At 70.5% G+C, this 12402-nt stretch carries 12 protein-coding genes and 1 pseudogene; 7 read left to right on the top strand and 6 right to left on the bottom strand.

Annotated features, from left to right (window positions below; translation table 11 throughout):
• Positions 1-76 precede the first annotated feature (76 nt).
• The 4 genes from BX283_RS05395 to BX283_RS05380 all read right to left on the bottom strand — a co-directional run bounded on the left by BX283_RS05395 (position 77) and on the right by BX283_RS05380 (position 4429).
• The gene (locus tag BX283_RS05395) at positions 77-397 is read right to left on the bottom strand and encodes a hypothetical protein (protein WP_101386508.1); all 321 of its coding nucleotides are present in this window, start codon (positions 395-397) and stop codon (positions 77-79) included.
• Between the two features lie 42 nt (positions 398-439).
• Complete coding sequence (locus tag BX283_RS05390) at positions 440-865, bottom strand: nuclear transport factor 2 family protein (RefSeq protein ID WP_101386507.1); 426 nt, start codon at positions 863-865, stop codon at positions 440-442.
• 265 nt (positions 866-1130) lie between these two features.
• Positions 1131-2870 (bottom strand): glycoside hydrolase family 6 protein, encoded by a 1740-nt coding sequence (locus BX283_RS05385; RefSeq protein ID WP_101386506.1) that lies wholly within the window; start codon positions 2868-2870, stop codon positions 1131-1133.
• A gap of 71 nt (positions 2871-2941) precedes the next feature.
• Positions 2942-4429: a cellulose binding domain-containing protein gene (locus BX283_RS05380; protein ID WP_180357061.1), complete on the bottom strand. Its 1488-nt coding sequence runs from the start codon at positions 4427-4429 to the stop codon at positions 2942-2944.
• Positions 4430-4809: 380 nt separating this feature from the next.
• Between BX283_RS05380 and BX283_RS05375 the strand changes: the two are divergent.
• The 3 genes and pseudogenes from BX283_RS05375 to BX283_RS05365 all read left to right on the top strand — a co-directional run.
• Positions 4810-5481, top strand: a pseudogene (locus tag BX283_RS05375) (alpha-amylase family glycosyl hydrolase); the annotation flags it as partial.
• Between the two features lie 584 nt (positions 5482-6065).
• A complete protein-coding gene (locus tag BX283_RS05370) occupies positions 6066-7097 on the top strand; it encodes a trans-acting enoyl reductase family protein (protein ID WP_101386505.1) in 1032 nt (343 codons plus the stop codon).
• 107 nt (positions 7098-7204) lie between these two features.
• The gene (locus BX283_RS05365; protein ID WP_180357060.1) at positions 7205-8188 is read left to right on the top strand and encodes an SMP-30/gluconolactonase/LRE family protein; all 984 of its coding nucleotides are present in this window, start codon (positions 7205-7207) and stop codon (positions 8186-8188) included.
• A gap of 38 nt (positions 8189-8226) precedes the next feature.
• Here BX283_RS05365 and BX283_RS05360 read toward each other — a convergent pair whose 3' ends face one another.
• Both BX283_RS05360 and BX283_RS40500 read right to left on the bottom strand, forming a co-directional pair.
• Positions 8227-9183, bottom strand: a complete 957-nt coding sequence (locus tag BX283_RS05360) for a sensor histidine kinase (protein ID WP_101386503.1) — start codon at positions 9181-9183, stop codon at positions 8227-8229.
• Positions 9176-9523 carry an STAS domain-containing protein gene (locus BX283_RS40500; protein WP_180357059.1) on the bottom strand — a complete coding sequence of 116 codons (348 nt, stop codon included), beginning with the start codon at positions 9521-9523 and terminating at the stop codon, positions 9176-9178. Before BX283_RS40500 ends, BX283_RS05360 begins: the two co-directional genes overlap by 8 nt.
• A gap of 427 nt (positions 9524-9950) precedes the next feature.
• On the opposite strand from BX283_RS40500, the gene BX283_RS05350 reads away from it, so the two are divergent.
• The 4 genes from BX283_RS05350 (at position 9951) to BX283_RS05335 (ending at position 12388) form a co-directional block, all read left to right on the top strand.
• Entirely contained in the window at positions 9951-10178 is a 228-nt protein-coding gene (locus BX283_RS05350; RefSeq protein WP_101386501.1) for a DUF5133 domain-containing protein, read from the top strand.
• Between the two features lie 23 nt (positions 10179-10201).
• A complete protein-coding gene (locus BX283_RS05345; protein WP_101386500.1) occupies positions 10202-11089 on the top strand; it encodes an ANTAR domain-containing protein in 888 nt (295 codons plus the stop codon).
• Positions 11090-11108: 19 nt separating this feature from the next.
• Entirely contained in the window at positions 11109-11759 is a 651-nt protein-coding gene (locus BX283_RS05340; protein ID WP_101386499.1) for an HAD family phosphatase, read from the top strand.
• 206 nt (positions 11760-11965) lie between these two features.
• Positions 11966-12388 (top strand): two-component system response regulator, encoded by a 423-nt coding sequence (locus BX283_RS05335; RefSeq protein WP_180357058.1) that lies wholly within the window; start codon positions 11966-11968, stop codon positions 12386-12388.
• Positions 12389-12402 lie beyond the last annotated feature (14 nt).

Below are 12402 nucleotides of genomic sequence, written 5' to 3'. Positions count from 1 at the left end.
GCTCACACCATTGCCTCTGCTTTCCTGTTCCCGCTGCCCGTTCTTCGTACCTCGTTCCCGCCCGGCGCCGGAACGCTCAGCCGGGGCCGGTGACGAAGCCCCGGATGACCGGGCCGGAGACGGAGAACTCCCATGCGGTGTCGATGTCCCCCCAGATGTCGTTGTGGAAACGCGCCGTCACCGAAAGACCGTCGGGCGACTCCCGTACCACCTCCATCCGGGCGTGCGAGGAGAAGAGCTCGCGCTCCACCCAGGCGTCGAGATCGCGTTCGGTGCCGACGTCGACCACCGTGGCGTCCTTGGCGAGGACGGTCCACAGGGCCTGCTGGTCCTGGGCGTTGACCGCGTCGACGAAGGCGCGTACGACCGGGTGGGAGGGCATGCCGGGGGGAGTCATCTCTGGTGCCTCTCTGCGGGGTGGGGGGCGGCGGGCGGACGCTCAGCTGTCGGTCACGGCACGGTGGAGGGCGTGGGTGTCCTCGAAGAGGTGGTAGCGCGCGATCTTCCCGTCCACGACCGTGACGTGGGCGGCGAACGGGGTCACCAGGGGCTTGCCGGTGGCTTTGACGGTGTCCCGGAGATGGCCGATGATCACCCCCTGTTCACCGTCGACCACGATGTGCGTCACCGTGAACTCCTCGGGCTTCAGGTACTCATGAAGGGTCGTGAAGAACGTCATGACCCCCTCCCGCCCGTGCCGGAGCCCCGACCACGGCACCGCCGAGGATCCCGGAGCGTCGAATTCCGCCGACTCGGCGAAGACCTGCACAGCGCCGTCCAGATCCCGCTGCGAGAGCCGGGCCAGATAGGCGTCGATCGCAGCTCGGGTGGCCTTCGCGGCGCCCTCGGTGGGCTGCGTGGACATCTCACCAACTCCTCGTCCGTGCTGTTCCTCGGTCGTGAGGCTCCAGTGTGGTGCGCCTGTGGCGGCGAGCGTAAGTCGCTCGCCGCTTTCCGGCCATCTGTCCACGGTTCGCCGTGAGCGGGTACGAGGATGACGATCACTGTGGGACGGCTGAGCCCAGGTGCCGCGCCGTCGGCCCGGTCGTGCGCCGGCGCCGGCCGACCGATCGACGGTGGGCGGTGAGGAGTCCGCCTCCTCACCGCCCACCGCCCTCCCGCCCGGTGGCCTACAGCGCCGGGTACGCGTTCTTCATGAGCTCCTGGAACTGGGCGGAGAACCAGTGGCCGGAGAGCGGGGCGTTCGGCAGCGCGCCCGAGAGGTGGTTGCCGTTGCGGGGGTTGCCGGTGTACGACGGGTCGCACATCCCGTCGAAGCCCTTGCCCTCGTCATTGGGGATCGCGGTGCTGGAGCCGTCGGACTCGCCCGGCGGCTTCATCCACACGTACGCGTCGATCCCGGCGGCCGGGGCGGCCTTCGGGCGCTCGCCGAGGCCCGCGCCCGCCTGGTTGCACCAGTTGCCGATGTGGATGCGGCGGTCGTAGCGGCCGCCCTCCACATACGTGTCGACACTTGTCTTGGCGCCGGGTCCGGTGGGCCTGGCGGTGCCGCCCCAGCCGTTGCGCGAGGTGTCGATCAGCATGCCGATCCCGGGGTCGAAGCCGACCGACACCAGCTTGGCGCGGAACGCCTGGGCGTAGGAGAGCTCGTCGACGTACCGGTTCCAGTCCACCCACTTGGACTGGCGGACCGAGACGCCGTTGACGGAGTCGTCGACGGTGAAGTTGTCCTCCTTCAGGGCGCTGTAGTTGGCCGTGTTGGTGATGAAGCCGTGGACGTCCGCGGGTGTGGCGCCCTCGGCGGTCGCGGCCCGCTTGAACATGTCGGCGGAGGCACCGAAGTTGTCGTCCCAGCCGATCCAGCCGTGGTGTCCGGCGTCGACGTAGTTGTACACGTTGGGGATGGCGCCCAGCTTGTGCAGTGCGTATCCGACTCCCTTGATGTAGTTGCCGTTGGCCAGCATGGTGTCGCACTGCGGGGTGGCCGTCGGGCGGCCACCGGTGTTGGTGACGAGGTTGGGCAGTGAGTCGATCTCGACGGTGGTGACGATCCGCAGAGCGGCGTACTTGGCGTCGGAGAGGATCGCGGCGATCGGGTCGATGAACTGCGTCTTGTACTTGTCGATCTCGGTGGGGCCGAGCTCGCCGTTGGACGAGAGCGCGGAGCAGTCGCGGCCCGGCAGGTCGTAGACGACCAGTTGGACCACCATCTCGCCGCTGCCCTTCTGCTTGAGGGCCTCGTCTAGGTGGGCGCGCAGGCCCATCCCCCCGCTCGTCCCGGCGACGACGGCGATCCGGTCGAGCCAGACACCGGTCGGCTGCTGGGAGACCCGGGTGCCGCCGGGCTCGGCGGCCGCCTTCGCGGACCACTCCGGGTTCACATACACCTTGGCCCCGGCGTACGGGTTGTCCACCCGGTTGCCCGCCGGGGGAGTGGTGGGCGGGGTGGTCGGCGGGTCGGTGGGGGTGTCGCCGCCATTGCAGGCCACGCCGTTGAGGGTGAACGAGGCGGGGAGGGCGTTGGTGCCGCTGTAGGAGGCGTTGAAGCCGAAGTCGGCCGAGCCGCCGGTCGCCAGCGTGCCGTTGTAGCTCTCGTTGGCGGCGGTGACCGCCGTGCCGGACTGCGCCACCTTCGCGTTCCAGCCCTGGGTGACCTGCTGGTTGCCGGCGTAGGTCCACTTCACGTTCCAACTGCTCACGGCGGGACCGTTGTTGGTGACCTTGACGGAGGCGGTGAAGCCGGTGGACCACTGGTTCTGCACCTGATAGGCGACGGTGCAGGCGGACGCCGCCGAGGCGGTGCCCGCGGCGCCGACGACACCGGCGGTGCCGGTAGCGGCTCCGGCGAGAACACCGGCGGCGAGCAGCGCCGTTCGTTTTCTGGAGGGTCGGACGGGTGTGCGGCTCATGGTGTGGCCATGCCCTTTCGGTCGGTGGAGCGCGGTCGGTCGATGGAGTGGGGTCAGTTGACGAAGTGGGATCAGTTGACGGTGCGCAGGTGGTCGCGCAGACCGGTGCCGTACGCGGTGGGGGTGCCGTCGTAGTCCGTGATCAGCGAGGGGCCCGAGGAGCAGTCCCAGGTGTTCCAGGTCCAGCCCAGATAGGAGATCCCCCGGTCGTCGAACCACTTCATGGCGCGGTCGACGAAGGAGTGCGCGCAGGTGTTCTCGCCCAGCTCGCCCGCGACGAGCGGGACCCGGGCGGCGACGGGGGCGAGGGTGGAGTCCCAGCACGACTCGCTCGCGCAGCTGTTGAAGTTGTAGCCGTGGTAGGCGGCGGCCAGGTTGCCCGCCGGGTCGGCGGGAGCGCGGGCGAGCCACTGGCTGAGGTCGTTGGCGTAGGCGATGCCGCCGGCCAGCACGGGGTTGCGGGCGCCCGCGCCCCGTACCGCGTCCAGCAGGTCCTGCATCCCGGCCACCTCGTACCCGATGCCGGGGCAGTGCCCGCCGTCCCGCCAGCAGCTCCACGCCTGGTCGGCGGTGGAGGTGGCCCGGTCCGGATACGGCTCGTTGAACAGGTCGAAGACGACCGCAGGGTCGCTCTTGAAGGTGGTGGCGACCGAGGACCAGAACGCGGGCGCGTACTGGGCGTCGGGCATCGGTTTCTGGCAGCTCGCGTGGACGTCGGAGCAGCCCGCGGAGTTGCCGGTGTACTGCCCGTACGACCAGTGGAGTTCGACGATCGGTGTCATGCCGTGGGCCTCGACGCGGTGGACGAGATCCTGGACGGCGCTGATGTAACGGGCGCCCCCGTACGCGGGGTCGATGTTGTCCAGGCCCAGCCAGCACTCCTCGTTGAGGGGGATGCGGACGGCGCCCGCGTGCCAGGAGGCGATGGCGGCCACCGAGGCGTCGTCCACCGGGCCGTCGAAGATGCCGCGTCCCTGGACGCACATGAACTCGCCGCCGGACCGGTTGACGCCGAGCAGCCTGCGGGTGGCGCCGCCCGCGTCGACCAGCTTGTTCCCCGAGACGTGGAGCACGGGCGCGCCGGTGCCGGGGGTCGGTGAGGTGGGGGTGGGTGAGGTGGGGGTGGGTGTGGGGTCGCCGCCGCCTGTGGTGGCGCACGGCTCGCCGTTGAGGGTGAATGCGCGGGGTGGTGTGTTGGCGCCGGTCAGGGAGGCGAGGAAGCCGACGGTGGTGCTCGCGCCGTGGGCGAGCGAACCGTTCCAGCTCTCGTTGGCGGCGGTGACGGTGGCGCCGGACTGGGACCACTTGGCGTTCCAGCCCTGGGTCACCTTCTGGTCGCCGGTGAACGCGAAGCCCAGGCTCCAACTGGACAGCGCGGACGCGTTGTTGGTGAGCGTGACGGAGCCCTGGAAGCCACTGCCCCATTCGTTCGTGACGGTGTACGCCACCGAGCAGGACGGCTCGGCTCCGGATGCCGTGACGCGAGGGACGACCACGGCGCTCGCGAGCACGAGCGCCGCCGCGGCGAAGGGTAAGGCCAAGTGCGGGGGGTGTCGCATGAGCGGATCCTTCACGGCCGGGACGACGGCAGATGCCCGGCGTCCGACGGATGGAAGCGCTCCCACTGGTGGGGCATCACGGTAGGGGCTCGGGGTGTGCATGGCAAGGGAGTCGGACTCTTTGCGTCGGGGTCACGCGCCGGTAGCTTCCGCACTGCAGTAACCTGCTGGAAATTTCCGCCAGTTCTTGCGTGCACACATGCCTGGCTGCCGCATCCCCCTTCATAGCGGCAGCCCCCACACTGGAGCCGCGCATGAGACGCACACCCCGTCGTATACGGAACCCACGCGCCCGGCGCCCCTTCGCGGCGTTCGTGACCGCGCTCGGGCTGCTCGGCGGCCTGGTCCTGGCAGCGCCGCGGGCCGACCCCGGCCGGATCGCGACCACCTGGCAGGCCACCTTCAACAACGGCAACGGCGTCTGGGACAACAACAACGGCGCCAACTACCAGCTGAAGGACGGCATTTCCACGGTCAGAAACAAGACCGTCACCGCGTCCGCCGACGACCCGTGCGCCGCCGCCGCGCCCGACACCGAGGCGGGGCAGCCGCTCGGCGGGGACCCGCGCGAGGATCCCATCCACTTCGTCCTCACCGCCCGCTTCTACGACGGTGACAGCGCCAACGACCGGGGCGGCAGCCAGCACGTGAAGTCCGGCAACGCCGACGACAACGCCCCCATGTTCCGGGGTGACTTCAAGGGGCTCGTCGAGAAACTCGACTACGTGAAGGGCCTCGGCTTCTCGGCGGTCTGGATCACCCCGGTGGTCCTCAACCGCTCCGACTACGACTACCACGGCTACCACGGCTACGACTTCTACAAGGTCGACCCGCGCCTGGAGTCGGCGGGCGCCTCCTACCAGGACCTCATCAACGCGGCCCACGCCAAGGGCATGAAGATCTACCAGGACGTCGTCTACGACCACAGCTCCCGCTGGGGAGCGAAGGGCCTGTTCACGCCCACTGTCCATGGCGTCCGCGACTCCCAGTGGAGCTGGTACCACGACCAGAGGCGGGACGGATTCGAGTACGACGGCCTCGTGGTCGAGCCCTCCGGCTTCGGCACGGTCGCCCGTGCCTCCGGACCCGTCGCCACGACGCTCGCCCAGCCCCTGGTCAAGCACGTGCAGCGGCTCAACCGGATCCGCCGCGCCGTCCCCGCGCTGCAACTGGGCCAGCACTCGACGGAGGGCATCTCCGGCGACATGGCCTTCAAACGCCGCTACACCGACGCCGTCACCGGCGACGTGAAAGTCGTCGGCGACGGCACCCTGAGCGTCGCCGCCCCCGGCAAGGGGAACCTGCGGGTGCACGCGCGCGGGGTCCACGGGTCCTCAAGTGCCCTGGAATAGCGAAGAGTTGACCGTACGAGAGCTCGATTGACTTCGACTCCTCAAACATCTTGACCGCGGGCCCGTCCAACTCCATGCTGGGAGCGCTCCCACTGGTTCAAGACTTGTGCACAACCCCCACATCGCCCTCCGAGCCCGTCCCGGAGGGCCGTGCATGGCACCAGGAAGAGGAAGGAGGCCCCCGGCGTCCGAAAGTGTTCGCATGATGTCGTTCCGGACCATCACGGTCGGGTTCCGTCCGCAGCGAGACTGGTCGCATCAGCACATCGAGATGCGGGGGAACCATGAGTACAGCAGGTGCGGTCGTCGTCTACGGGGCCAACGGCCACACGGGTCGTTTCGTCGTCGCCGAACTGCGAAGGCGCGGCCTCGCGACCGTCGCCTCCGGCCGCAACGCCGCCCAGTTGGAGGCGCTGGCCGCCGAGTGGGCGGACGTGGAGGTGAGGCCGGCCACCGTGGACGACCCGGCCTCGCTGGACCGGGCGCTCGCGGGCGCCGTCGCCGTCATCAACTGCGCCGGACCGTTCGCGCTGACCGGTGGCCCCGTCGCCGAGGCGGCCCTGCGTGCGGGGATCCCGTACCTCGACGTCGCCGCGGAGCTCGAAGCGAACGTGTCGATGTTCGCCGACCACGCGGAGGCGGCGGGCAAGGCCGAGGTCCCCGTGGTTCCGGCGATGGCCTTCTACGGGGGTCTTGGCGACCTGCTGGTGACCGCGGCGATGGGGGAGTTGACCGCCGCGGACGAGGTGCACGTCGCGTACGGACTGAGCAGCTGGCACCCCACGGCGGGTACCCGGGCGGCGGGCCAGGTGTCCCACGAGCGTCGTGGGGGCCGACGGGTGCGGTTCGCCGACGGCGCGTTGCAGTACCACGACGACGACGTGTGGGAGCAGGACTGGGACTTCCCGGAGCCGCTGGGACGGCGAGCGGTGATCGCCGAGTTCACCATGGCCGACGTCGTGACGGTTCCCAGCCATGTGGATGTGCGTGAAGTGCGCACCTACATGGCCGTGGAGGCGGCGAGGGACCTGGCCGAGGAGAGCACGCCTGAGCCGCGGTCCGTCGACGCCCTGGGGCGCTCGGAGCAGACCTTCGTCGTCGACGTCCTGGTCCGCGCGGGCGGTACCGAGCGCCGCGCCACGGCCCATGGCCAGGACATCTACGCGGTCACCGCACCCCTGGCGGTGGAGGCCGTCCAGCGCATCCTGGCCGGGCGCACCCGCACGACGGGCGTGGCCTCGGCCGGGGCGATGTTCGACGCGGCGGACTTCCTCCGCGCGCTGGCCCCGCACGTGACGGTCGAACTGCCGCGCTGACCGGCACCACCGGGCAGGTTACCGGGGGGTAGCGCGGGAAGATCCTCGGGTCGATACTTCGGCGGGCAGGGCAACTTGACCTTGGAGGGGTATCGATGAAGAGGAAAGTGAAGCCGAACAGGATGCGCGGCGCCGCCTTACGCGGGCGGCGCCGCGCCCTCGCTCCCGCGCTCGTACTGGCGGCAGCCGCAGCGGTGTTGACCCCCGCCCCCGCCCACGCGGCACCCGCCTGTGACGCCCGACGATCGGCGCCGCCGGTCGAAGTGGCGCACCTATCCGACTGGGTCGAGTCGATCGCGGTGGACAAGCGGGGCCGGATGTTCGCCACCGCCTACTTCACGGGCCGCGTCTACCGCATCGACGCGCCGGGCAGCACCCCCGTGCCCCTCACCGGGAACATCGGCGCCAACGGCGGGATCGTCGTCCGCGAGGACGGCCGTCTCCTCGTCGGCACCGGGAACGACGTCCTGCACTCGCTCACCGGGGACGCTCTTCCGCTGTCGAAACTGCTGCTGGTGGATCCGGAATCCGGCCAGGTCAGCACGTACGCGTCGGGGCTCGGCGGCATCGACGGCGTCGCCCTGGCGCCCGACGGCACCGTGTACACCACGACCCTGGGCGGCCGCAGCATCGGCCGCGTCACGCCGGACGGGCGTGTCGACCCCTCCTGGGCCCAGGTGCGGCAGCCCAACGGGATCGCCGTCTCCCCCGACGGAACGCAGGTCTACGTCATCCAGACCACCGTCGCCCCCGGCCTCTACCGCATCCCGGCCGATGACCCGGCACACTCCCGGCGCTGGATCTCCGCGGCCCCGTCCGACGCCCTCGCCTTCCCCGACGGGCTCACCCTGGACGGCCGGGGACGCCCGCTGATCGCCACCCACACGGCAGGGCAGATCTGGCGCGTCGAAGGAGAGAGCCTCTGCGCGGTGGAGTCGGGCCTGTACCTCTCCACCCAGATCACCTATGGGAACGGCGCCCGCGGGTTCTCGGCGGGCAAGCTCTACCGGTCGGGCGTCAACGGCAGGATCTACGAGGTTCCGGCCGGTGCCGAGCCCGGTGAGCGGGCCGGGTCGTCGGCGGTGCGGTAACCCACCCGCAGGGGCAGGGGCGCACCACCACGTCGTTGTCACCGGCGGCGGCTGATCCGGATGCGGATGGTCGTGCCGTGGTGGGTGGTGCGCATGTCGGCGGCGTCGCTGAGCTGCCGGATGATCCACAGCCCTCGGCCGTCCAGATGGGAGATGTCGGGTGGGAGGTATCCGGCCAGGGCGGTGTCCAGCGTGCCCTTGGGGTCGCTGATCTCGCAGAACACCTCGGCGACCGTGGTCCACATCCGGCAGCGGCCGGTTCCGCCACCGTGTCGTACGGCGTTCGCGGCGGCCTCGTCGACACAGATCAGCAGACTGTCGATCCGGTCGGCGGGCAGCGACGCGCGGTGCGCGAGCCGTTCGGTGAACGCCCGTAGATCGGCGATCTGCCGGGGCCCGTCGAATCGGAACTCGGCGCAGCCGACCGGTGGTTCGGGCAGCGGCACACTGTCGCAGGCCGCACTGAACCGCTCGGGCGTGACGTGGGCGGGGTTGGGGCGGTGGGCGGCTCCGGTGGTGAGAGTGGGATGGGTGAGCTGGGCGGTGTGCAGGACGTGGGCGGGCAGGGTGCGGGTGTCGTACGGGCACAGGTGCCAGGCACCGGTCGAGGCCAGGGCGAGGGTGAGCAGCGATTCGTAGCGGTTCCACTCGCGGGCCTGGTCGGGGGTGAGCCCGATCCAGGGGGTCTCGCCCAGTACCCGGGACGGGCCGGGCGTGGCATGAGCCCTGTCGTGGAAAGCGAGCAGGGCCTGGGCGGGGGTGCGGTACCAGTGGGCGGGTGCGAAGGCGACGTTCTCGGCCCACGGCCCCAGCCGGTGGCGCAGCAGTGCGGTGTTGTGCCGTGTGGTGGCGACGAAGACGGGCTCCCCGGCGGCGACGCCGTCGTGGGTGAAGGGGAGCGCGGCGGCCAGGAACTGCTCGTCGTCGCTGTAGAGCAGGAGATGGTGCGCGTGGGGAGCCGGCTCCGGCCGGGACGGCGCGCGCGGACTACTCATCGGGGATCTCCTCAAGCAGGGTCAGCGGCACCTCGGGCCGGTCCCAGCCGCAGGCGCGGAGCATCTGGGCGACGGCACCGGTCCGGGTGTGCACGATCAGGCGGCGGCCGGGTTCCAGCAGCTCGGCGAAGGTCACCAGTACGTGAAGTGAGGCGAAGTTCAGGAACGTGACCTCGTTGAGGTCCAGCGTGACGTCCGCGGGGGCCTGGTCCATGGCGAGCAGATGGCTCACAAGCGCGGTCTGGTTGGTCACGTCGACCTGACCGGCGAGCCGCAGGCCAGGAGGGTCGGCGGTGCCCCAGATCCGCAGCAGCGCGTCGGTGTACAGAGGGGGGTGCACGAGCGGCCTCTTCCCTGCCCGCACCGCGATGACCTCGCGGAGGCCGCACCTGGTGTCCGCCGCGGCTGTCCACGGCGGTGCGGCAGCCGGGCCCGTCGCGCGGCGGGGCTGACGACCGGCCGCACAGGACCGGGCGGGTGTCCGCGGGCGGCATGGCGCCTCCCCTCGACGGGGCCGCCGCATGCCGGCATCAGAACGGTGTTCGTGCCGGTGTAGGCATCTACGGATTCCCTCTGACACTACGCCGGTTGGGCGGCACATAGCGGGCACCGGACCCGGTTGTCCGAACAGGCCTTCCCCGGACGCTCGTTGCCACCGCGCGGCCTCCGTGCCCAAGTGACGCGCACGACGTTGTAGAAGTGTGTACGGGTGAGGAGCCGGGGCAGTCGGAAACGTATCGTGACCGTATCGAGTGGAGGGGTCCCTCATGTTGATGGCTCACCCGGCAGTGCTGCGTGATCTGCTCGCCGAATACGACGCGCTGTGCGCGCTGAACGCCGCCGAGGGGGGCGAGGCCACCCGTCGGCGGCTTGAGGACGTCTCCTACACCCTGTGTGTGTCGACGGGGACGCGGGACGTCGACGCGGCCGTGATCGCCGCACGTCACCGGCTGCCCGGTGCGCGCACCTTCGACGACTCCGTGCTGAGCGCGTGAACGGGTCCCCGGAAGGAGACGGGATGGGGGACATGGGCAAGGGTGACGGGCGGTATGGAGGAGGCGAGGGCGAGGAGGTGGCGCGGCTGCGCGAGGAGGTGCGCAATCTCCGGGCCCAGGTCCGCAGCCGCCCCCTGATCTCGCACGCCCAGGGCATCCTGCAGGAGCGCTACCGACTGCCCGACGCCGAGAGCGCGTTCGCGCTGCTGCGCCAGTCTTCGCAACGTTTCAACGTGAAACTGCGCGTGCTGGCCGAGGCCGTGGTGCGTACCCAAAGACCCGACGACCCGCAGGAGTTGTGGTTCCCGGGACGGGTGCGCCGAAAGCCGCCGCTCCTGGACACGGTCGGTGTGGACGACCCGGGCCGGGCCAACCGGAGCGCGGTGCTCGGCGCGGTCCTGTCGCAGACCCTGGCCGTGACGGGCACCGACATGGGCAACGTACAGATCGCCGACCGCGCCGCCAACGGGCTGCGCATGGAACACCACACCGGCCTCAGCGAGCACTTCGTGGAGTTCTTCGCCTTCGTGGGCGAGGACGGTACGTCGTGTGCGAAGGCGGCCAGAGACGTGGCGTTGACCACCGTGCACGATGTGGCCGCCGACCCGGTGTTCACCGAAGAGGCACGACACACCATCCTCGTGGCGGGCAGCCGCGCCTGCCACAGCGTTCCGCTGGTCGGCGAGTCGGGCGCGTGCCTGGGCATGGTGTCCGCGCACCTGGAGCGCCCCACGAAGGATCTGCACCCGGCCCAGGAGAAGGCCCTCGTCGCCACCGGTCACCAGGTCGGGCGCTGGCTTGCCTGGCACGAACGCACCGTCGTAATGGACGCGTTGGAGCACCTGCACGCCCTGGGCGGGTCGAGAGACACGGACGCGGATACCGATACGGGCACGCGTTCGGATTCGTGATCGGCTCTATGCTGCGACGATGATCAAGCCGATTGAACTCGTGATATTCGACTGCGACGGTGTGCTGGTCGACAGTGAACGCATCGCCGTGCGCGTACAGGTCGCCCTCGGCGCGGAGCTGGGGTGGCCGCTCACCGAGGACGAGGTCATCGACCGTTTCATCGGGCGCTCCAACGCCTCGATAGGCGAGCAGATCACCGCCCGGCTGGGCGCGGAGACAGCGCTCGTCTGGCGGGAGCGGTTCGAGGTGCTCCACCGGGAGGCGGTGGACGCGGGGCTGTTGCCCGTCGACGGGCTGCCCGAGGCGCTCGACGCGATCACCCTGCCGACGTGTGTCGCCTCCAGCGGTTCCCACGACAAGATGCGCCACACCCTCGGCCGCACCGGTCTGTACGAGCGCTTCGAGGGGCGTATCCACAGTGCCACCGAAGTCGCGCGCGGCAAGCCGGCGCCGGACCTGTTCCTGTACGCGGCCCGGCGGATGGGTGTCGACCCGGCCGCGTGTGTGGTGGTCGAGGACAGCCGTCCCGGCGTCGAGGCCGCCCGGGCCGCCGGGATGCGCGCCTTCGGCTATGCCGGAGGGCTGACTCCGGCCGAGCGGCTCGAAGGCCCGGACACCGTCGTCTTCCACGACATGCGCAAACTGCCGTACCTCCTCGCCGAGCAGTGACTGGATCCGGGTCCGGCACGAGCTGAACTCCCTTGCCGCCGAGGGCAATGGTGAGGGCACTCGTGAGGGACCCGGACCCGGTGGCACCGGCCCGCCGGATCTGGATATGCTCGGTTCCGGAGTGGTCAGGAAGCGGCTGCCCTGCTCATCGCCATGCAGCCGATCAGTGGGAGCCGTCTGTGCCCGTACCACCTCCTTCTTCCCGTGTGTCCGGAAGCGGTTCGCCGCCGGAACCCGGGCAGGCGCTTCTGCTGGTCGACGACCACGAGGACAACCTGTTCGCCCTGGAGCACGCCCTCACTCCGCTGGGCCGCCCGGTCCTGCGGGCCACCAGCGGCGAACAGGCCCTGAAAACGGTGCTGCGCGAGCCCGTGGCCGCCGTGGTGATGGACGTCGTGATGCCGCACATCGACGGCCTGCAGACGCTGGACTACCTCCATCGCCTGGACCAGACCCGCGACCTGCCCGTCCTGCTGGTCACCGGCACCAGCCGCGACAACCGGCTCGCCCAGCTCGCGTTCAAGCTCGGCGCCGCCGGGATCCTCCTCAAGCCCCTCGACCCGTGGGCGCTGTGCTGCCACGTCCGTACCCTCGCCGACCTCTACACCCGCACACCATCCACGGCGTGAGCCCCGGGCCTCGG

Source organism: Streptomyces sp. TLI_146 (genome assembly GCF_002846415.1).
GTDB lineage: Bacteria > Actinomycetota > Actinomycetes > Streptomycetales > Streptomycetaceae > Streptomyces.
Note: the sequence above shows the minus strand (reverse complement) of the source record. Positions and strands in the feature narration are given on the sequence as shown.